The 20599-nt window shown below is 58.1% G+C and carries 17 protein-coding genes, 1 rRNA gene and 1 riboswitch; of the genes, 15 read left to right on the top strand and 3 right to left on the bottom strand.

The genetic code is table 11. The features are described 5' to 3' along the window. The first annotated feature begins 125 nt into the window (after positions 1–125). Positions 126–275, top strand: a riboswitch (cyclic di-AMP (ydaO/yuaA leader). 188 nt (positions 276–463) lie between these two features. The 4 genes from AAFN83_RS18055 (at position 464) to AAFN83_RS18070 (ending at position 4467) form a co-directional block, all read left to right on the top strand. Beyond that, complete coding sequence (locus AAFN83_RS18055; RefSeq protein ID WP_347771909.1) at positions 464–877, top strand: hypothetical protein; 414 nt, start codon at positions 464–466, stop codon at positions 875–877. 114 nt (positions 878–991) lie between these two features. Further along, positions 992–2182: a glycosyltransferase family 39 protein gene (locus AAFN83_RS18060; RefSeq protein WP_347771911.1), complete on the top strand. Its 1191-nt coding sequence runs from the start codon at positions 992–994 to the stop codon at positions 2180–2182. Positions 2183–2445: 263 nt separating this feature from the next. Continuing rightward, the gene (locus AAFN83_RS18065; protein ID WP_347771913.1) at positions 2446–3195 is read left to right on the top strand and encodes an SIMPL domain-containing protein; all 750 of its coding nucleotides are present in this window, start codon (positions 2446–2448) and stop codon (positions 3193–3195) included. A gap of 81 nt (positions 3196–3276) precedes the next feature. Continuing rightward, the gene (locus tag AAFN83_RS18070; protein WP_347771915.1) at positions 3277–4467 is read left to right on the top strand and encodes an oxalate decarboxylase family bicupin; all 1191 of its coding nucleotides are present in this window, start codon (positions 3277–3279) and stop codon (positions 4465–4467) included. A gap of 239 nt (positions 4468–4706) precedes the next feature. Here the strand turns inward: AAFN83_RS18070 and AAFN83_RS18075 are convergent, their stop codons facing one another. The 3 genes from AAFN83_RS18075 to AAFN83_RS18085 all read right to left on the bottom strand — a co-directional run bounded on the left by AAFN83_RS18075 (position 4707) and on the right by AAFN83_RS18085 (position 6944). Continuing rightward, positions 4707–5699, bottom strand: coding sequence for an oxidoreductase (locus AAFN83_RS18075; RefSeq protein WP_347771917.1), 993 nt, complete (start codon positions 5697–5699; stop codon positions 4707–4709). Next, the gene (locus AAFN83_RS18080; protein ID WP_347771919.1) at positions 5659–6165 is read right to left on the bottom strand and encodes a GNAT family N-acetyltransferase; all 507 of its coding nucleotides are present in this window, start codon (positions 6163–6165) and stop codon (positions 5659–5661) included. The genes AAFN83_RS18075 and AAFN83_RS18080 overlap by 41 nt, the downstream gene beginning before the upstream one ends. A gap of 173 nt (positions 6166–6338) precedes the next feature. Next, positions 6339–6944, bottom strand: a complete 606-nt coding sequence (locus tag AAFN83_RS18085) for a DUF2087 domain-containing protein (RefSeq protein ID WP_347771921.1) — start codon at positions 6942–6944, stop codon at positions 6339–6341. A 237-nt stretch (positions 6945–7181) separates the two neighbouring features. Here AAFN83_RS18085 and AAFN83_RS18090 point away from each other — a divergent pair, with 237 nt between their 5' ends. From AAFN83_RS18090 to AAFN83_RS18140, 11 genes are all read left to right on the top strand, one after another. Beyond that, complete coding sequence (locus AAFN83_RS18090; RefSeq protein ID WP_347771923.1) at positions 7182–8372, top strand: ABC transporter ATP-binding protein; 1191 nt, start codon at positions 7182–7184, stop codon at positions 8370–8372. Continuing rightward, the gene (locus AAFN83_RS18095; protein WP_347771925.1) at positions 8365–9075 is read left to right on the top strand and encodes an ABC transporter permease; all 711 of its coding nucleotides are present in this window, start codon (positions 8365–8367) and stop codon (positions 9073–9075) included. Before AAFN83_RS18090 ends, AAFN83_RS18095 begins: the two co-directional genes overlap by 8 nt. A 12-nt stretch (positions 9076–9087) precedes the next feature. Beyond that, the gene (locus tag AAFN83_RS18100) at positions 9088–10485 is read left to right on the top strand and encodes a GldG family protein (RefSeq protein WP_347771927.1); all 1398 of its coding nucleotides are present in this window, start codon (positions 9088–9090) and stop codon (positions 10483–10485) included. Further along, positions 10482–11426 carry a DUF4340 domain-containing protein gene (locus AAFN83_RS18105; RefSeq protein WP_347771928.1) on the top strand — a complete coding sequence of 315 codons (945 nt, stop codon included), beginning with the start codon at positions 10482–10484 and terminating at the stop codon, positions 11424–11426. The genes AAFN83_RS18100 and AAFN83_RS18105 overlap by 4 nt, the downstream gene beginning before the upstream one ends. Before the next feature lie 394 nt (positions 11427–11820). Next, positions 11821–12588, top strand: coding sequence for a cell wall hydrolase (locus tag AAFN83_RS18110; RefSeq protein ID WP_347771930.1), 768 nt, complete (start codon positions 11821–11823; stop codon positions 12586–12588). Positions 12589–12898: 310 nt separating this feature from the next. After that, positions 12899–13621, top strand: coding sequence for a heptaprenylglyceryl phosphate synthase (gene pcrB / locus AAFN83_RS18115; protein WP_347771932.1), 723 nt, complete (start codon positions 12899–12901; stop codon positions 13619–13621). Beyond that, positions 13609–15939 carry a DNA helicase PcrA gene (gene pcrA / locus AAFN83_RS18120; protein ID WP_347771934.1) on the top strand — a complete coding sequence of 777 codons (2331 nt, stop codon included), beginning with the start codon at positions 13609–13611 and terminating at the stop codon, positions 15937–15939. The genes pcrB and pcrA overlap by 13 nt, the downstream gene beginning before the upstream one ends. Before the next feature lie 106 nt (positions 15940–16045). Next, complete coding sequence (gene ligA, locus AAFN83_RS18125; protein ID WP_347771944.1) at positions 16046–18058, top strand: NAD-dependent DNA ligase LigA; 2013 nt, start codon at positions 16046–16048, stop codon at positions 18056–18058. 299 nt (positions 18059–18357) lie between these two features. Further along, positions 18358–19182, top strand: coding sequence for a TerC family protein (locus AAFN83_RS18130; protein ID WP_347771946.1), 825 nt, complete (start codon positions 18358–18360; stop codon positions 19180–19182). A gap of 320 nt (positions 19183–19502) precedes the next feature. Next, on the top strand, positions 19503–20192 hold the full coding sequence (locus tag AAFN83_RS18135) for a TerC family protein (RefSeq protein WP_347771936.1): 690 nt from the start codon (positions 19503–19505) through the stop codon (positions 20190–20192). 341 nt (positions 20193–20533) lie between these two features. Then, positions 20534–20599: ribosomal RNA gene (locus tag AAFN83_RS18140) — 16S ribosomal RNA — on the top strand; the annotation flags it as partial.

Genomic DNA, 20599 nt, shown 5'->3' on the forward strand with positions numbered 1-20599 from the left:
CGGCTGCAAACGGCGAGCCTTTACAGAGGAAGCGGCGGCGCTGTATGATACGAGTCGTGATTACGACATACGCTGAATTCCCGTAAGAGCGGGTGCAAACCAGACCGGGTCTCTGACCCCATCGGTCCGCGCACACGCTTCAGGGGAGCGGGGGAACCGAACAGTGCGCTATGCGCGCTACAGGGGTGAATCCTTTGGCCTTTTTCGCCAAAGGTAGGGCGACTCTCACGCCCGAATCCGACAGCTAACCTCGCAAGCGTCTCGAGAGGGGCTTATTTGTTCTGCGCTGCGAATCCCATCCTCGCGAAGAGGGTGTCTTGGGAAGAAGCCGTGGGGATGGAGTCTCTTTCCCCGGCTTCTTTTTGTTATGCATACAAAAAGCTTGCCGGAACTGCACGTACACGCATTTCAGATCCGCAGGGCCCGCGCGAACGCGGACCGGATCACCGGGAGGAAGCTTTTTATGGAAACCATCCAGGACGGCCAGAAGAGAGTGCTTGTCTCTGCTCCAAGTCCCGCAGGAGAACAGTTCATCCGCATGCTTCGATTCAAAAAAATACCCTTTGCCGTCCTCATCAACCACCCGGATCAACGGGAGCGCTTGGCTAAGCTGGGCGTTCAGGACTTCATCCAGGTGGATACCAAGGACAGCGGGTTTCCCGATGGGGTGGGCGAGCCGGCCCGCATGGTCTTCCTGTTTGAGGACAGCCTCAACCTCACCTGCCGGTACCTCAAGCTGTGCAGCTCCTGGACGGAAGGGCCGATTACCGTCATCTCGCAGAGCGGTGTACCGCGTCCCATCTACCGCCATCTAGGTGCGAAGAATGTGATCTACTCGCGCAGCGGGGAAGTGTCTTACCTGTTGCAGAGCGTCTAGTCTCCCGATTCTCTATCCTCCTATCCGCTTCATCCAAGTGCTGGTCGATCCGGCTTCGGTCTGTTATTCTGGAGGAAGTGCCCTTGCATTTTCCAGGAAAGGACTAGAGCCTTCATGAAAAAGCTGTACGGGATCCTGCTTGTCCTGCTGGTTGCAGCCGCGCTTGTCTTACGCGTCGGCTATGTGGCAACCTCCGAGAGCACCAAGCTGTCCCACGATGAAAAGAACTACTCCGATCAGGCGGTACGCCTGGTCACGACCGGCGTCTATGCCTATAACGCCGAAGAACCCAATGCCCGGGTAACGCCCGGCTATCCGCTCTTCGTAGCTTCGTTCGTGAAGCTCTATGGAGCCGACCGTCTGCCTGCCGCACAAGATGCGGTGCGATACCTCCAGTGCGTTCTCGGTGCCGCCTCCGTGCTGCTTTTGTTCGCCATCGGACGTGAGCTGTGGAGCCCGCGGGCGGGTCTCATTGCGGCTGCAATCGCCGCCTTTTACCCGACCTACATCTGGTCGCCGCAGCTGTTGACCACGGAGACGCTGTTCCTTGCCGCCTTCCTCGGCATGCTGCTCGCGCAGGCGAAGATCCTCACCCGAAACCGGCTGCGCGATCATATCGCGGCAGGATTCCTCGTTGCGCTGACCGTCCTCATCCGTCCTCAGGTGCTGCCGCTTGCTGTGGTGCCTTACCTGTTCCTGTGGGTGAGGGACCGGCGTTTGTACATGCGCGAGATTCTCGTCGCGGTCGGAGCGTTCGTTCTCCTCATGCTCCCGTGGTGGATTCGCAACCTCGTCACGCTGAATGAGTTTGTGCTCACCGCCAAGGGGGGCATGGGCAACCCGTTCCTCGCCGGAACGGATCCGTATTTCAAGGGAACCATCGATTGGAACGAAGCCCAGAAGGGTGATCAATTCCAGGAGGGAATAAAGCGGCTTAAGGAAGGCTTGAAGGAGGACCCCTGGCTGTGGATTCGCTGGTTCACCGTCGGTAAATTTATGGTCATCTTTAAGACCCCTCGACTCACCCTGCCCGGCGTGCTGGCCGATGTCTTCACCGCGATTCACCTCGCCTTCGCGTGGGTCGGTTGGCTCGCACTGCTCAGCTTCCGCAACCGCCCGCTGCGTTTCCTTGCTGTCGGCCTGCTCCTTCTCGTCGGCATTCAACTGCTCTTCATCCCGGTGGCACGCTATGCGTACCCGATGTATGCCTTCCTGATGCTCGGCGCAGGCTATGCCGTGTCGCTCGTATGGAACCGGCTGCGCCGTCCCGAAGAAGCCCTCGGTTATCCCGGTGAGTACCGATAAAAGGGTACATAAACACGAGAAATGAACCATAAGCACAGGCTCGCTTCCTAGGTGATTTCATGCTGGGTCGAGTGGGAATCCCTCTATAAAATGCAGCCGTCTCTCCTAGGACAGGATCGTCCGAGAGGCGGTTTTTTCATTTTTCAGGAGGCGAGGGTTACAGGTTGGATAAAAAATCCTCGAACCCCTGCAACCTTTTGCCAAAATGTCCGTCTAGGAGGACAGACAAAGCGATAAGCTTGATCTCAAGGAGGATGACACACATGAAGGCTTGGATGAAAACCACCGGTGCGATTGTGCTGGCAAGTGGATTGATTTTTGGGGGAATGGGATTGTCGGGCGCGTGGAAGGGACCGCAGAAGGCTCTCGCCGAGGAGGCGCAAAAGAACGTGATCCAAGTATCCGGTAAAGGAGAGCTGTCCGTGAAGCCGGACATCGTCTACCTGAACATTGGCGTAGAGACCTCGGCCTCCACGGCAGCTGAAGCGCAAAAGGCAAACGCCGCCAAGATTCAAAAGGTGACCGACGCGCTCAAGAACGACTGGAAAGTAGCCGAAAAGGACATTCAAACGGCTCGCTTCAGTGTACAGCCGAACTACACCTACAGCGAGAAGGAAGGCCAGCAAGTCAAGGGCTACAACGCTTATCACACGCTTGAAGTGAAGTACCGTGACCTGACGAAGGTCGGCAACCTGCTGGATGCTGTTACGGCAGCGGGTGCCAACAACATCGGCAATGCGTCCTTCTCCGTCGAAGATCCTTCGAAGCTGGAAGCTCAAGTGCTGGAAAAGGCCGTCGCCAACGCCGACGTCAAAGCCGCTGCCATCGCCAAGGCTGCCAAGCGCACCCTCGGCGTGGTTCTCTCCGTGACGGAGCAAGCGAACAGCAGCACCCCGTACTATTATGCGATGGAAAAGGCTCAAGCTACGGCTGCCGGCGATGCGGCAACCTCGGTACAGCCGGGTGAAGTGCAAGTGAACGCTCAAGTGAGCGTTACGTATGAAATGAGATAAGGCCTTACCCATAGGCACGGTTATATCGAGGGCGGGATGCTCATAAGCTCAAGGGGAATGCGTGAAACGAGGTGAACTCACGTGAAACCGGAAGCTTATGGGTTCCCGCCCTCTGCCATTCCACAGCCCATCCGTCCCGACGGGGCGGGCGGAGTGGATCGCGGACCGCGGGATCTTTTGCGGGATTGGGAGAACCCCGACCTGCTCGTTCCTCCCGTGACGGATGCAGGGTTGGTCCCGAACTTGAAGTACTCCTTCTCAGACGCTCACATGCAGCTCAACCAGGGCGGCTGGTCGCGCGAGGTGACCGTCCGCGAGCTGCCCATCGCGAAGACGCTCGCTGGCGTGAACATGAGTTTGACGCCGGGCGGGGTGCGCGAGCTGCACTGGCACCAGCAGGCGGAATGGTCCTACATGCTGCTCGGCCATGCCCGCATCACGGCGGTGGATCAGAACGGACGGAATTTCATCGCGGATGTCGGCCCCGGGGACCTGTGGTATTTTCCTCCGGGAATTCCTCATTCGATTCAAGGACTGGCGGACGGCTGCGAGTTTCTTCTCGTGTTCGACGACGGCAGCTTCTCCGATCTGAACACCTTGTCGATCTCCGATTGGTTCGCTCATACGCCGCGCGACGTGCTGTCTGCGAATTTTGGCGTGCCCATTGCGGCCTTTGATTCCATTCCAAACGGCCAGGTCTACATCTACCCCTCCTCGCCTCCCGGCCCCTTGGCCTCGCAAAAGGTAGAGTCGCCATACGGCACCGTGCCGGAGAGCTTCTCCCATCGCCTGCTCGCGCAGGAGCCGATGCGGATTCCCGGCGGCACAGTACGGATTGTAGACTCCACGAACTTCCCGGCGTCGAAGACCATCGCGGCGGCGCTTGTCGAGATTGTCCCGGGCGGTATGCGGGAGCTGCACTGGCATCCGAACAACGACGAATGGCAGTACTACCTGACGGGCCAGGGGCGCATGACGGTCTTCACCGGCAACGGAACGGCGCGCACCTTCGATTACCGGGCCGGGGATGTGGGGTATGTTCCCTTTGCTACCGGCCACTATGTCCAGAACACCGGGACCGAGACGCTCTGGTTTCTGGAGATGTTCAAGGCGAGCCGCTTTGAGGACGTGTCACTCAATCAGTGGATGGCCTTGACCCCGCGTGAGCTGGTTCAGTCCAACCTGAACGCCTCCCCGGAGCTGATGCATTCCCTGCGCAAGGAGAAGTGGCCGGTCGTCAAGTATCCGGGATACTCGTATTACCCGCGATAAGCGGAGTTTGGCAGGAAGAAAGGAAGCATAAAAGAAGCGGTACCCACAAGCCGACATTCGGCTTTTGGGTACCGCTTCTTTGCTTTGGAGTTTCCGCCTTGGGTGGGCGGGACCGGCGTTACGTGGCAATCAACTGACGTCAATTCCTGGCGCAGCTACTACTGCTACCGCTGCCTATGAGACCAGCATTCCTGGCATGCTGCTATGGCTGCCGCCGAAACGCTATGCTGCCGAAACGGTCAGCGGCTCATGTCCACGACGAGCCGTCCCTGCACCTCGCCGCGCAGGATCGCATCCATCGCGCCCGGAACCTCGTCCAGCGCGATCTCGCGGTAGAGGAGCCCGAGCTTCTCCGGCTTCCAGTCGGAGGCGAGGAGCTTCCACAAGCGGTGGCGCTCCTCCATCGGGCATTCGACGGAGTCGACGCCGAGGAGGCTTACGCCGCGCAGGATGAAGGGAAAGACGGTGGCGGGAAGCTGCCCGCCGCCCGCAAGCCCGCACGCGGCGACGGCTCCGCCGTACCGCAGCGAGGCGATCACGTGGGCGAGCACGGCCCCGCCCACCGGATCAACCGCGCCGGCCCAGCGTTCCGGGGCGAGCGCGCGCGGCTTCGCGGGAAGGACCTCTTCCCGCGGAAGAATCTCGGCGGCCCCCAGCTCGCGGAGCCAGTCGTGGGCCGCCGGTTTGCCCGTGGCTGCGGCGACAGAGTAGCCGAGCCGCGCCAGAAGCGCCACCGCGGCGCTGCCTACGCCGCCGCCCGCGCCGGTGACCAGCACCGGCCCGTCCGCGGGCTTGAGCCCGTGAGCGACGAGGCGGGCGACGCACAGCGCGGCGGTGAGGCCGGCGGTGCCGTAGGCCATCGCCTCGGCAGGCGTGAGCCCGGCCGGGAGCGGCACTGCCCAGGCGGCGGGCACACGGGCGAAGCCGGCCAGGCCGCCCCAGTGCGAGACGCCGAGGCCGTAGCCGGTGACGAGCACCTCGTCACCAGGGGCGAAACGGGCGTCCTCGGAGGAGACGACCGTCCCCGCCAAGTCGATGCCGGGGATGAAGGGATAGCGGCTCACGATCTTGCCGTCCTCCTTCCCGGCCAGGCCGTCCTTGTAATTAATGCCGGAGTGACTGACGCGGATCAGCAGCTCGCCCTCCGGCAGTTGGTCGGTGTCCCATTCGCGAATCGCGCGGACGAAGCCGTCAGCGGTTTGGTCCACCGTTAAGGCTCGAAATGAAGTCATCCTCAATCATCCTCTCATATACATCCACGGCATTGCCCGTGCTTGATACGGTTTTGGCCACCGCGTTGAAACCGAGCGACTGCCAAAACCGATGCGCGGGCTCGTTGCCTTCCACAACCGCAAGGCGGCAGACGGTGTGGCCACCCTCCCTAAATTGGCTGAAATAGGAAGCCAGCACAAGCCGGGCAAGCCCCTTGGACCGATGTGCCGGAGCGATGAACAGAAGGCCGATCCAGGGCTTTTCCCCCGTTCGGTAAAGGTAGTCGAAGATCCCCACATCCTCGCCCTCAAGTCGCAGAAGAAACCGCTCAGCTCCAAACGACTGCCCTTCCTCCCGGTCCAGCTCCATGTCCTGAAGCGTCATCATGTCCTTGCCTTCCGTCACCCGGTTGTAGAAGGCATCCAAATTGCGCAGAGCGAGCTCGCGCGAGACGCTCTCCGGGTCTGCCTTTTCCCATATCACCATAGCGCACCCTCCTCTTCTAGACAAGCCACAGGAAGTGGCCTGCCCTCCTAAACTAGATAGGCAGAAGGGCTCCACGGACGCCCCGATCGCATACCATAAACTTCGGCGGAAGGGTCTTTTCCAACCAGCATGCCAGTTTTATGAGCATCCGTAAGCTCTTATCTGCAAGCTTTTTAATGAAGCTCGCGCCAGTCCGTCCAAACCTCGACGGGGTTGCGTTCGTAGACCTCTTTTTCCCGGTACATGAACTGATGCATAATCAGCTCGCGCCGCAGCGTTGCGAAATCGTCGTGGACTTGCTTGATCATCTCATTGACCTCTTTTTCCGGGTAGCTTCGTCCGATTTCGAACTGTTCCGCCAGCCATTCCAGAATGATGATCTTCTTCTTGAGCTGGGCGGGGATGGACTTCAGTCGTCCGTCTTTCGCGATAAAGTTTTTCAAAACGCTTTCCTTGAACTTCTCGTGGGCGGCCTGTTCCATGTCCGATTCCTCCTTTACCTCCTGGGCCGGAGCGGTGAAAGCCAGGGTTCCCCTCGTCTTGGACCCCAGCATCTCCCGGTTCAGCGACACATACACCGTGTTCTTGTCTCGCCACTCGTGCAGCAGCCCCGCTTCCCTCAGTTTGACCAGGTGATGGGTGATCGTGGGCGGCGTCACACCGAGCCGAGCGGCTAATTCCTGGCCGCTTAAGCTCTTCTCGGAGACGAGACGCAAAATGCGCAGCCGGGTGGGGTCGGACAGGGCTTTGTGGAACGAGACAAGCTTCTCCAACTGCATGAAATGCGCCAACTCCTTCGATAAGTATCTAATTAGATAATAATCAAATTAGATGGCGAGTGCAACTTGATTTCACCGCTTTTGCATGTTCACATTTTGGACAATTATTTTTAAGCTTGCCTTCAGGTCCTTTTAATCCTGGTTTATTCTCGCTTGCCTATAGTGAACAAGGTCCCCTCCTGCGAGCGTCTTCCGAGGAGCGGGACGCTTTGAAATGAGACGAAGGGGGAAACGGTCTTGCTTGAGGTAAAAAAGGTAAGCAAGCTGTACACGAACCGCCGCGGAGTGGAGGAGATCGACTTCTCCATGAACCGGGGAGAGATCGTCGGATTCCTTGGACCGAATGGTGCCGGAAAAACGACGACCATGCGCATGATCACAGGCTACCTCAATCCAACCCGGGGCTCGATTCTCATCGACGGCGTGTCGATGGCGGATCAGCCGAAGCAGGTGCGCCGCAAAATCGGGTATTTGCCCGAAACGCCGCCTCTCTATCTGGACATGCGGGTCCGCGACTATTTGAAGTTTGTCGCCGATCTGCGAGACATTCCGATTCGCGGCCAGAAGAAGCGGCTCGGAGAGGTCATGGACATGCTGGGGCTGATCGGTCGCGAGGGCCAAGTCATCCGCGGGCTGTCCAAGGGCTACAAGCAACGGCTTGGCTTGGCGCAGGCCATCCTGCATGAGCCGGACCTGCTTGTGCTCGACGAACCGACATCGGGGCTGGACCCGAAGCAGATCATCGAAATCCGCAAGCTCATTCGTGAGCTCGGGGAAAAGCACACCGTGCTGCTTAGCACCCACATCCTTCCCGAAGTCAACAGCATCTGCAACCGCGTGTTGATCATCCACCAAGGAAAAATCGTCAGTGACGGCAAGCCGGATGAGCTCGCCGGAGCGCTAGCCGACCGCTTTGAGGTCAACCTCGAGGTGCGCGGACCGAAGGACGCCGTGCGAGAAGCACTCGCTTCCATTCCGAAGGTGGCGGACGTGTCCATTGTACAGGCTGAGGAATCGGCGGAAGCGGCTGCCGCCGGGGTGCCCAACATGCCCGGTGCGATCGAATCCGATATCGATGAGCAAGCCGTCTCCATCGCCGATCCTGACGATGCCCCCTCCCATGATGGCAAGGCATTGACCGTTTCCCCTACCAATAAAGTTGAGGGCGCTTCCATCCTCCGGGTGAAGGTGACCTCCGCCGATCAAACCGACGTGCGTGAAGAGCTGTTCTACCGGCTCGCCGCCATCGGTGCGCCCATCCTCGAAATGCAGAAGGTCTCCCTCAGCCTGGAGGATGTCTTCCTCAGGCTGACGACCGATGAAGCCGCCGAGGAATCCGTCACTGCAGAAGACCTGCAAGAAGCGCCGATCCTTCCGAAGGCGACCGAACCGACGAACCCCGAGAAAGGAGAGGATGACCGTGCGTAAGACTTTGGCCATCTGCCGCAAGGAGCTGCAGATGTACTTTTTCTCTCCGACGGCGTACGTCGCGTTCGCGTTCTACTTTCTCGTGAGCGGCTTCTTCTTCAGCATGGATTTCCTCGGCAACCAGACCGTGGACATCCGCCCGCTGTTCAGCAATTTCATGGTCGTGTACCTGTTCGTGATTCCGCTGCTCACGATGCGTCTCATCTCCGATGAGCTGCGGCAGGGTACCGATGAGCTTCTGCTCACCTCCCCGGCCAGCGTGACCGAGATCGTCGTCGGCAAGTACCTGGCCGCCGTTCTGCTCCAATTCATTCTGGTTGCAGGCGCTCTCGTCTATCCGCTCATCCTGTCCCGCTTCGGCTCGCTTGACCTGCCGGTCATGTGGCTCTCGTACTTGAGCCTGTTCCTGCTGGGGGCGGCGATGATGGCGGTGGGGCTGTTCGCTTCGACCCTGAGCTCTCATCAGATGGTCGCCGGCATTGCCGGCTTCGCCATGCTGCTCGTGCTCTGGATGATCCAATGGCTGAGCGGAAGCATGCTGCCGGCCGGAGCCGATTGGCTGGAGCTGTTCTCCATTTCGGCACGAACGGTCAACTTGCAGAGCGGTCTGCTCGACTGGACCGATATCGTTTTCTATGCTTCGTTCATTTTCGTCTTCGTCGTTCTCAGCGTCCAATCGCTGGAACGCAAGCGCTGGAGATAAGGAGGGATTGTCGTGAAGAAATGGATCAGAGGCACCAACGCCATCGTGCTGTCGGCGGCGGTCATCGGGATTTTCATCCTGCTCACCGTCTTCCTTCATTCCGCTAAGGGGCTTCAGTGGGACTTGACGGCGACGAAGAAGTTTACCCTCTCCGATCAGACCACTACGGTATTGAAAAACCTGGACCAAAAGGTGAACGTCATTGCCTTCACCAATTCGAGCCAGGAATATTACAACCGGCAGGTGAGCGATCTGCTCACGGACTACAGCCGCCAGAACAAGAAGATTACCTTCCAGGAGGTCGACCCGAAGAAGAAACCGGCGCTCGCGGAGCAGTATGAGATCAGCCAATACGGAACGGTCGTCTTCGAGGTAGGCGACAAAAAGAAGGTCGTGCTCTACAACGATCTGTTTGGCTACGGCTCCGACCAAACCACCTACAACTTTACCGGGGAGGAGAAGTTCACCCAGGCAATCATGAGCCTCACCTCGAACAGCTCGCACAAGGGCTACTTCCTGACCGGACACGGCGAGCAGACTGTCTCGAATGCTTCTTCCTTCGTCTCCGCCCTTGAAAGCGAGAATTACACGGTGGCAGATTTGAATCTCGTCAAGGACGGCAAGATTCCGGACGATGCCGAGACGCTGTTCATCCTGTCGCCGCAGCAGGACCTGTCCGCCGCGGAAGCGAAGCTGGTGGAAGCCTACGTCAAAGGCAACGGCAAGCTGTTTGTTACCCTCGGGTTGTCAGCGGAGATGGATGGCTGGAAGAACTGGGATGCGATTCTCGCCCAGGTCGGCGTCAAGAACACGAAGGCGCTGGCGGTGGAAAAGAACAGCTCGCTCAGCAGCGATCCGCTGACGATCATCCCGGACTATACCACCCATGAAATCACGGAAAAGCTGCAAAGCGCCGATCGCGTCACCGTCATGCCGGCTTCCATCGGCCTTCAGTCCGATGTTGGCTCGACCGGGTTCAGCGTCTCCGAGCTGCTCGGAACGACGAGCAGCGGCTACGCCAAGACAAACCTGTCCGAGCTTCTGACCAAGCAGCTGACGCAAAGCGACATTGAGAAATCCACTGGCGATATCGAAGGGCCGGTCGCGCTCGCCTATGCGGTTCAGGACAAGGACAGCAAGCCGAAGGCGATCGTGGTCGGCAACGGGCTGTTTGTCGATAACCAATACCTGTCCGAACAGGCAAACAAGGATTTTGCACTCAACAGCATCGGCTGGCTGCACGAAGAAAAATCCTCGCTCACCATTCGCCCCCGTGAGGAAGCCCAGATGCAGCAGGTCTACCTGACCTCTCGTCAGAGCAACACCATCTTCGTCACGACGATCATCGTCATTCCGGCCTTGTTCCTTCTCGCAGGCGGGCTGGTTTGGTGGAGGAGGAGAAAAGGATGAAGCGCCTTGTGCCCACGCTTCTGCTCGTCCTCGTCTGCATCGTCGGCTTCTGGTATGTGTCGGAAAAGGACCTCCTGAAAAGCGGAGCCGCCGGCGAGACCGAAGCGAAGGTGCTCATGGAGATAAAAGGGGACGACGTAAGCGGAATCGCCATACACACCAAGACGGATGACATTGTGCTCGCGAAGAAGGACCAGGCATGGAGCATGAGCAAGCCGGAGGCGTATCCGCTCAATTCCTACGGAGCCGAGAACTGGGCGAGCAGCTTTGCGCTCTTGACCTATGAGTCTATCGTCGATGAGGCGCCAAGCGACCTCGCTCCGTACGGACTCACCGAGCCGGTATCCACGTTCACGGCTACGCTTGCGGATGGAACCGTACACAAGCTCCTCGTTGGCAAGCCGCTGCCGATTAGCGGGACTACTTACGTACTGGTGGAGGGAGATCCGAAGGTGTACGAGGTGAGCGATACCTCGCTTCAGTCGCTGGAGAGCTCCACGCTGTCTTTCGTGAACACGCAGGCCATCGACTCTGTCTATAACAATGTGACGGCCGTTCATCTCACCTGGAAGGGCGAAAGCTGGACGCTCACCAAGAGCGAGCCGGCCAAGATGGCCTACGAGAGCAAGTGGAAGGTGGACGACAAGGAGTTGACGGCGGAGAAGGGCTCTGCCGTGCTCGACAAGCTCACCACCCTGTACGCGGAGGCGCTGCCGACTCCGGCGGAGAAGGCGGATATCTCTTCACCGGAGCTGACCATCACGGTGACGGAGGAGAAGGATGGGAAGACGACGGACTCGGTCTTCCACGGCAAGTTCAAAGAGGAACAGCTGACCCTGCTCAAGGAAGGCGGGGCCTGGGCGTATCCGTTGAAGGAGTCTGATGTCCAGTCACTTTATGACTTCGGCAAAACCGCTGCAGACAGCAGCGAAACGAAGTAACGGTTTAACATGATCCGCATACGGCTCCCAGCAAGCGGTCTATCGTTGCGTGTCCCTATGGGTTGTATGCTCCTATGAAGACAAGAAGGCATTCACGTTCGCTATTCGCGGAGTGGACGCCTTCTTTTTGTTCCGCATGGCGGATACTAGCTGTCCTAAGGGGAGACAGGAAGGCGAAGGAGGCTTCTGGGGGGCCTTCCTTAATGGTTAAAAAAGGGGTGGTTTCTTCCTGAGGTGTGTCAGTCCGCTCGATTGGGGTTAAAAATACAATCGGTGCTCCTCTCTTTCGCCGAAGGGGTGCATTCGCTGCGGGTTTTCCTCAAGCGTCTGCCCCTGAGAACACCTTTCCCGCGGTTTTGACCGAAGGGAGAATTGGACTGACAGGAGGTCATGCATGAAAAGCTCTCATTCCTTGACTTATTTTATTCCCTTCGTTCTTCTACTCGGCCTTATGCCCTTGCTAACCGAAGAGGCGGCCTCAAAGGCGAGAAGAACGGAGTCCTCCGCCGACGGAGCGTCTGCGGATAGTCGTGTCGTTTCATCGGTTTCAACCTTGGTGCCAGCCAGTGCTGTTGCCGCTGCTCGTCGATCCATTCCCTATGGACCGCCCTTGGCTCTTTTGCAAGAAAAGCCGAAGCACCCTGCACCGAAGCCCGCCGCCAAGGACCCGAAGGTGCTTAAGCAGGCGAAAGCGGTCATTGCCTCCGCGGATACGGAACCACCCGCTAAGAAAGCCACAAGCTCCAAAGCGGCTTTCTCGTTGGATGCGGACCAGACTTTGGAGAAGGACAAGCCTGTGATCGCCGTTCACGAAGGGGAAGTGGATATTCTCGCTCGCATTATTCATGCGGAGGCCCGCGGCGAATCCTATGAGGGACAAGTTGCCGTCGGAGCGGTGATCGTGAATCGGGTGGAGAGTCCAAGCTTTCCGGACACGATTCGGGAGGTGATCCTCCAGCGAGGTGCATTTACGGCTGTCCAGGACGGCCAGTATGAGCTCAAGCCGGGAAAGCTTGCCTATCAAGCAGCTCGCGAAGCACTAGCGGGGAGTGACCCAACCAAGGAGGCGTTGTATTATTACAACCCCCATACGGCGACCTCACGATGGATTCGTACACGGCCAGCGACGGTGCAGATCGGCAATCACGTGTTTGCCCGCTGATGATGCCCTCATGTCCCTTCCGTTCGGCCAATCAGCCGCAGCATCGCTTCGTGCGATCCCATCGGTGCTGTATCCATTGAATCGGCTGAGCCGAACCGACGCCCCTCGCGGGGCGTCTTTTTTATGCGTGTGTGGGCTGTCGGAAGCGGTTGTTGCGAACATTCATTCCCCTGGGCTATACTGGAGAAAAGAGGGAGTCCGGACGTGTTGGCGAACAATTGACGACACTCCTCCCCTGCCGTAGACTGAATAGAAGGCGCGTCCCGAAACCGGATGCGCAAGCCATTCTATAGGGATAGGAACGAATGCTGTGAAGCCCGATTATACCGCCTGGAAGCATGTCTTCAAGCTCGATCCGGACAAGTGGATTAACGATGCAGACCTGGAACAGGTTTGCCTGTCGGGAACCGACGCCATTGTCATCGGGGGTTCTTCCGGGGTTACTTATGAGAATACAGCCGATTTGCTTGCGCGGGTGCGCAGGCATGAAGTGCCCTGCGCCTTGGAGCTATCTGACGCCGACGCAGCGGTTCCTGGCTTTGATCTGTACTTCATTCCGATTGTTCTGAATACGCCGGACGGCGACTGGATTACCGGGATGCATCAGAAGGCGCTCAAGGAGTACGGCCGCCTCCTCGATTGGGAACGGGTTGTCCCGGAGGGGTATGTCATTCTGAATCCGCGTTCCATGGCGGCGCGGGTGAGCGGAGCTTTGGCACCGGCTGAATCGGACGACCTGGCGGCTTATGGGATGCTGGCGGATCGCCTCTTTCGCATGCCTGTCTTTTATGTCGAATACAGCGGGATCTGGGGCAACATGGACTGGGTCCGAGAGGCCAAGTCACGGCTCACCCGCGCCCGTCTTTTTTACGGCGGAGGGATCCGCTCGGCTGAGCAAGCCCGTGAGGCGCTTGCGGCGGCGGACACCATCGTCGTGGGCAACCTGATTTACGAAAACCTGCCGCTCGCTCTGGCAACGGTGCCGGGAGAGCGGTTCACGAAGGAAACGAGGGACAATTCATGGTACAGATGAACGATATTCAAGCGGCGATCACGAAGCTTAATCCGGAGCAGCAGCGCGCGGTGCTCGCGACGGACGGACCGCTCCTGATTATGGCGGGAGCGGGCAGCGGCAAGACGCGGGTGCTCACTCACCGCATCGGCTACCTGATCGCCTCGGGCAAGGCGGCTCCCTGGAGCATCCTCGCCATCACCTTTACAAATAAAGCGGCGCGTGAAATGCACGAGAGGGTGGAGAGCCTCATCGGCCCGCAGGCTCGCGATATTTGGGTGTCGACGTTCCACTCGATGTGCGTGAGGATCCTGCGGCGGGATATCACCCGCATCGGATTTACCTCCTCCTTCACCATTCTGGACTCGACGGACCAGCTGTCGGTCATTCGCAACTGCTTGAAGGAACTGAATGTGGACCCCAAGAAATTCGAGCCGAAGGGGATTCAGGCGGCGATCAGCGCGGCGAAGAACGAGCTCGTCACGCCGGAACGCTATGAAGCGAAGATCGGTGATTATTATCAAGGCGTCGTTGCGAAGGCATACAGCCTCTACCAGCGAAAGCTGAGGGCGAACAATTCGCTCGACTTCGACGACCTGATCATGACGACGATCGACCTGTTCACGCAGGTGCCGGAGGTGCTGGAGTTTTACCAGAACAAGTTCCAGTACATTCATGTGGATGAATATCAGGACACCAACCGGGCGCAGTACATGCTCTGCCGGATGCTGGCGGATCGTCATCACCGCATCTGTGTAGTCGGAGACAGTGACCAATCCATCTACCGCTGGCGCGGGGCGGACATCTCGAACATCCTGAATTTCGAGAAGGACTACCCGGAGACGACGGAGATCAAGCTGGAGCAGAACTACCGATCCACGTCCACGATCCTCGACGCCGCCAATAACGTGATTGCCAACAACCAGGGCCGCAAGCCGAAGAACCTGTGGTCGGACAAAGAGCGGGGTGCGAAGATTCAAGTCTATCAAGCCGATTCCGAGCATGAGGAAGGCTACTTTGTTACGTCGAGAATCCGTGAGAACGTGGACAAAGGTGGAAAATTCAACGATCACGCGATCCTGTACCGCACGAATGCCCAGTCTCGGGTCATTGAAGAAATCCTCATCAAATCCGAGGTTCCGTACCAGATCGTCGGCGGCATCAAATTCTATGACCGCAAGGAAATCAAGGACCTGCTCGGCTATCTCCGGCTCATCTCGAACCCGGACGATGACATCTCCTTTGCGCGCATCGTCAATGTCCCGAAGCGGGGCATTGGAGACACGACGGTGGATCGGCTGTCGGAGTTCGCTGGCGAGCGCGGTGTTTCGCTGTTCGCCCTGCTCGACGATCTTGAACTGCTTGATATCACGAACCGGGCGCGGACCCCGCTGACCGAGTTCCGGACCATGATTCGCAACCTGCACCAGATGGCGGACTTCCTCTCAGTGACCGAGCTGACCGAGAAGATCCTCGAGTCTACCCAATACCGGGCGGAGGTTCTCAAGGAGAATACGTTGGAAGCCCGGTCTCGCGTCGAGAACATCGACGAATTTCTGTCGGTGACGATGGAATTTGAGAAGCGGAATGAGGACAAATCGCTCCTTTCCTTCCTGACGGACCTCGCGCTGATTGCCGATATCGATACGATGGACAAGGAGGAAGGCCCGCAGAATGCGGTCGTTCTCATGACCATGCACAGCGCCAAAGGCCTGGAATTCCCGAGCGTCTTCATCGTCGGGATGGAAGAGGGAGTATTCCCGCACAGCCGGGCGTTCACCGACAACGAGGAGCTCGAAGAAGAGCGTCGTCTCGCCTACGTCGGCATCACCCGTGCGGAAGAGACGCTGTACCTGAGCTGCGCCCGCATGCGCACGTTGTTTGGCCGCACGAACGCGAATGCGCCCTCTCGCTTCCTGAGGGAGATACCCGAGGAGTTGAAGGAAGACTGCTCGCCGACGCGAGACCGATTCGGTCGCTCGGCCGGTTCCTTCGGCGGCGGGTCAGCCGGTTACGGGAGCGGCAGCGGCTATGGTGGCGGGTCAGGCTACGGCTCCTCTGGGCGTCCTTTCGGGAACGCCGCTTCTGGGGCCTCGCCCTTTGGCCGGCCCTCGCCTTCAGCGGAGGCTCCCCGTCCGCGCTCCGTCGCGTCGGCGGCGCCGAGCAACAACCCCGGCGACTTCAAGGCCGGGGACAAGGTGACGCACAGCAAGTGGGGAACGGGTACGATCGCTTCCGTGAAGGGAACGGGCGACGACACCGAGCTGCAGATTGCTTTCCCGGCTCCTGTGGGCATCAAACGGCTGCTCGCCAAGTTTGCCCCGATCACCAAGCTGTAACAGCCGCATGCCGAGGCCCGGCAGCGGATAAGATAAACGAGCCTATGGCATGAGAAAGGATGAGCGGGACGTGAGCGAACCGAATTCCGGCCTTTCCCCGGAAGCGATGAATGAGATGGAGGCGCTGATCCGCGAGATTAATCGCCACAATCATCTGTACTACACCATGGATCAGCCTGAGCTGTCCGACAAGGAGTACGACGTGCTCTACGACCGGCTGGTTGAGCTGGAACGACAGGTCGGCACCGTCTCGCCCACCTCACCGACGCGGCGGGTGGGCGGCGAGCTGCTCAGCGGCTTCGAGCCGCACCGCCACCGGGCGCGGCTGTGGAGCCTCGACAAAGCCCAGAACCATGAGCAGCTGCTCGCTTGGCTGGCGCGCGTGGAGAAGCTCGTCGCGCAGTACAACAAGGAGCATCTGGAGGACCCGCTTCCCGAGCCCACCTTCGTCGTGGAGCTGAAGTTCGACGGCCTCACCCTTAACCTGACTTATGAGGACGGGCAGCTCGTCCAAGCGGCTACGCGCGGCAACGGAACGGTAGGCGAGGGCATTCTGGCTCAGGTGAAGACCATTCGCTCCATCCCGCTCACCATTCCCTATGAGGACGGTACGCTGGAGATCCAGGGCGAAGGGATTATGTTTCTGTCCGTTCTGGAGCACTACAACAAGACGGCAGCAGAACCGCTCAAGAACGCACGCAATGCGGCAGCAGGAGCCTTGCGCAACCTGAACACCTCCGTGACGGCTTCCCGTCATTTGGATGCATTCATCTACAACGTTGGATTTTCCGACAACGTCCGGTTCTCGAATCATAAGGAAATGATGGAGTTCCTGAAGACCAACCATTTCAAGGTGAACCCGGAAACCCATTACTACGATACGATCGGGGAAGTAGCCGAGCAGGTCGAGCGCATCGCAGAAGCACGCCACGGCATGGACTATCTGATCGACGGCGCGGTCGTCAAGGTAACCGACTTCCGCACGAGGGAAGTTCTCGGGTACACGGACAAATTCCCGCGCTGGGCCGTTGCCTTCAAGTTCGAGGCCGAGGAAGCGACCACAACGCTGCGCTCGGTGAGCTGGGAGGTCGGCCGCACCGGCAAGCTGACTCCTGTCGCCAAGGTTGATCCGGTGGAACTGGCGGGGGTTACCGTGCAGAACTGCACGCTGAACAACATCGGCGATATCGAGCGCAAAAACCTCAAGCATGCCTTGGGCACGCTCGTGTACATTCGCCGTTCCAATGATGTCATTCCCGAGATTTTAGGCAAGGCAACGGACGAAACGGACGGGGAAGAGATCCCCTATCCGACCCATTGCCCGGCTTGCGGCACCGAGCTGGAGATGCGCGGCGCGCATATTTTCTGCTCAAATCGACTGGGCTGCCGTCCGCAGCTCATCGGTCGCATCGCTCACTTTGCTTCCCGGGATGCGATGGACATCGAGACATTCAGCGTAGCGACCGCCGAGCAGCTTTATGATCAGCTCGGCGTGAATGATCCGTCCGGGTTGTACAGCCTGACGCTGGAGCAGTTGGTCACGCTTGAGCGCTTCGGCGAGAAGAAGGCGAGTAATCTGCTCGCCGCTCTGGAGAAAAGCAAGACCCGCGACCTCGGCTCCTTCCTGTTTGCCTTGGGCATTCCCAATACAGGTAAGAAGACCACCTCCGTGCTTGCGGAGCATTTCCGCAGCCTGGAGCGAGTTATGGCGGCAACGGCGGAGGAACTGATGGCGCTCCCGGACGTAGGAGAGATTGTGGCAGAGAGCATTGTTTCCTTCTTTGCTGATCCGCTCATGCAGGAGAGCATCCGCAAGATGCTGGAATTGGGCGTGAGCCCGCAGATGGAGGAAGAAGCACCGCCTGTTCCACAGGACGGTTTCTTTGCGGGCAAGACGGTCGTCTTAACCGGCACGCTGCCGACCATGAGCCGGGATGAGGCCGGCCGGAGACTGGAACGGCTGGGCGCGAAAATAACCGGCAGCGTCTCCAAGAAAACCGATCTCGTCATTGCCGGAGATAGTGCCGGCAGCAAGCTTACGAAAGCGCGCGACCTCAGCATTCCGGTGATTGACAGCGAAGAAGAACTCCTTCGTCTTCTCTCGGAAGCCGAAGGATGAGCGATCGGTATTGACAAAGGCTATGGAAATCCTCTATGATTTTGCCACAAGCTATCAATTGCATAGTCGTCCGTTTAAAGGGGAGTAGCTGTACAATAAAGCCGTCAATACGAGCGCCGAAACGTGCTCCGGTTTTATTGACACCACCGTGTTAGCGAGACCTTTATCCGTGTTCCGCCCTGTTTTTGGGCATGCCGAACGCGCGATAAAGGTCTTTTTTGTCGTCGTATTGGGTCATCCTAAGGGGCAGGGGGAAGCGGCCGGCAGAGCTTTTGAACTCATTTTATTTTAGTGGAGGGATTGGATTGGACATTCTGTTGGAGTACCTGTGGGTCCTCATCGTGCTGGTCGGACTGGAGGGCTTGCTCGCCGCTGATAATGCGCTGGTCTTGGCGATTATGGTCAAGCACCTGCCGGAGAAGGAGCGCAAGAAAGCCCTTTTCTACGGCTTGGCTGGCGCCTTCGTGTTCCGTTTCATTTCGCTGTTCGTCATCTCGTTCCTGGTGGACATTTGGCAGGTTCAAGCCATTGGGGCCATCTACCTGCTGTTCATTGCCGTGAATCATATCGTCCGGAAGGTTGTGGCCGGCAAGCGCAAATCCGATGAAGCTGCGGATGCATCAAAAGGGAAGCCGGAAAAAGAAGCGAAAAAGGCAGGACTCTGGATGACTGTCTTCAAGGTGGAGGTAGCCGACATCGCTTTTGCCATCGACTCGATCCTGGCTGCGGTGGCCATGGCCGTTGTGCTGCCCACGACCAACCTGCCGAAGATTGGCGGAATGGATGGAGGTCACTTCCTCGTGATCTTTACGGGCGGATTCCTTGGCCTCGTCATTATGCGGTTTGCGGCAACCTTCTTCGTAAAGCTGCTGCACTCCCGTCCGGGCTTGGAGATCGCCGCCTTTGCCATCGTGGGCTGGGTCGGCGTGAAGCTTGCTGTCGTGACGCTCGCTCACCCCGATGTTGCCATCCTTTCCGAGGCGTTTGCCCACAGCACCGCTTGGAAGCTGTCGTTCTACTTCGTACTTGTGATCATTGCGGTCACCGGCTGGTTCCTGAGCGGCAAGAACGAAGTAAAGAGCAAGGAAAACCCGGTGAAGGAAGTACGCGAGCAGTTGGAGTAATGGTTTGCTTCTATAGAGGATGGAAGAGGCGAAGAAGCCCGATTTTCCCCGTTGACCGCCTTCTACGAAACTCGCTATAATAGAGGGAGCATAAGGGGAGTAGCTTGTTACGGTAAAGTCGTCAATACGGATGCCCTTGAGACATCCCGGCTTTATCGGCAACGCCTGACGTTGTTAGCAAGACCTTTGCCGTTTAACGGTGAAGGTCTTTTCTTTATGTTGGCGCGTCTTTTCATGTTCAGATCCGCCAATTACGGCTAATAGAGAAAGAGTCCTTGCCGAGCTTATTCAACAAGCTTATTTAAGAGGGAGTGGGAGTAATGGATATCTTTTCAATGAAGTTCCTGGGTGCGCTTGTTTCGATCGTGCTCATGGATCTGGTGCTCGCCGGCGACAATGCGATCGTGATCGGAATGGCTGCACGGAATGTCCCCAAGAAAATGCAACGAATCGTCATCCTCATGGGTACGGGCGGGGCCGTCGTCATTCGCATCGTGGCTACGCTCGCGGTAGCTTGGCTGCTTGACCTGCCTGGGCTGCTTCTGGTGGGCGGATTGTTGCTCATGGTTATCGCTTATAAGCTAATGACCGGTAATGACTCCCACGAGATCAAGGCGAAGGACTCCCTTTGGGGGGCGGTCGGGACCATCGTATTGGCGGATGCCGCCATGGGGCTCGACAACGTCCTCGCCGTAGCCGGTGCCGCTCACGATGACTTCCGTCTTGTCATCATCGGTCTTCTGATTAGCATCCCGATCGTGGTTTGGGGAAGTACGCTGTTCATTAAGCTGCTCGACCGCTTCTCGTGGATTCTCTATGTGGGGGCTGCGGTCATTGCGTTTACGGCTGCAAAGATGGTTGCGGACGAGCCGGTTCTGGATAACTGGTTCATTGCAGACGGAGCCGGAAAGTGGGCGTTCATCGTCGTCTGCGTGTTGCTCCTCGTCGGTGGGGGGTATTATCGCAGCCTTCATCCGCGGAAGAATAAGAATGTCGTTCACAACGCATAACGGCTTATGGTCTCAAGGTGGCTCAAGCGGTGGACAAGCCAACCTCATCTAAGCTTTATCCTGAGCATTCGAAACCGGCTCTTCTGGAGCCGGTTTTTGCTGTTACTGGAGGATAAAAAGTTTTTTGTCCAAAGGGGTTGCTTTTTCGGGACAACGCTGGTAAGATGTATTCTTGTCACCGCGGTTCTTCGTTAACAACGATGCGGAACACGCGAAGGGCGAAGTTCTTTGAAAACTGAACAAATGAGTGAGTATGTCGCGCGAACTCAGCTTCGGCTGAGGGAGCACAAACAAACACGCAAGTGTTGATGAATGAGCTTAAATGAAACGATCTATAAACTTTTATGGAGAGTTTGATCCTGGCTCAGGACGAACGCTGGCGGCGTGCCTAATACATGCAAGTCGAG

The organism is Gorillibacterium sp. CAU 1737, from assembly GCF_039888655.1.
In the GTDB taxonomy this organism is placed as follows: Bacteria; Bacillota; Bacilli; order Paenibacillales; family NBRC-103111; genus Gorillibacterium.

Coding starts and splice junctions, on each gene's coding strand:
- AAFN83_RS18055 (WP_347771909.1), top strand. CDS start 464: ATGGAAACCATCCAGGACGGCCAGAAGAGAGTGCTTGTCTCTGCTCCA.
- AAFN83_RS18060 (WP_347771911.1), top strand. CDS start 992: ATGAAAAAGCTGTACGGGATCCTGCTTGTCCTGCTGGTTGCAGCCGCG.
- AAFN83_RS18065 (WP_347771913.1), top strand. CDS start 2,446: ATGAAGGCTTGGATGAAAACCACCGGTGCGATTGTGCTGGCAAGTGGA.
- AAFN83_RS18075 (WP_347771917.1), bottom strand. CDS start 5,699: ATGACTTCATTTCGAGCCTTAACGGTGGACCAAACCGCTGACGGCTTC.
- AAFN83_RS18080 (WP_347771919.1), bottom strand. CDS start 6,165: ATGGTGATATGGGAAAAGGCAGACCCGGAGAGCGTCTCGCGCGAGCTC.
- AAFN83_RS18085 (WP_347771921.1), bottom strand. CDS start 6,944: ATGCAGTTGGAGAAGCTTGTCTCGTTCCACAAAGCCCTGTCCGACCCC.
- AAFN83_RS18105 (WP_347771928.1), top strand. CDS start 10,482: ATGAAGCGCCTTGTGCCCACGCTTCTGCTCGTCCTCGTCTGCATCGTC.
- AAFN83_RS18110 (WP_347771930.1), top strand. CDS start 11,821: ATGAAAAGCTCTCATTCCTTGACTTATTTTATTCCCTTCGTTCTTCTA.
- pcrA (WP_347771934.1), top strand. CDS start 13,609: ATGGTACAGATGAACGATATTCAAGCGGCGATCACGAAGCTTAATCCG.
- ligA (WP_347771944.1), top strand. CDS start 16,046: ATGAATGAGATGGAGGCGCTGATCCGCGAGATTAATCGCCACAATCAT.
- AAFN83_RS18135 (WP_347771936.1), top strand. CDS start 19,503: ATGGATATCTTTTCAATGAAGTTCCTGGGTGCGCTTGTTTCGATCGTG.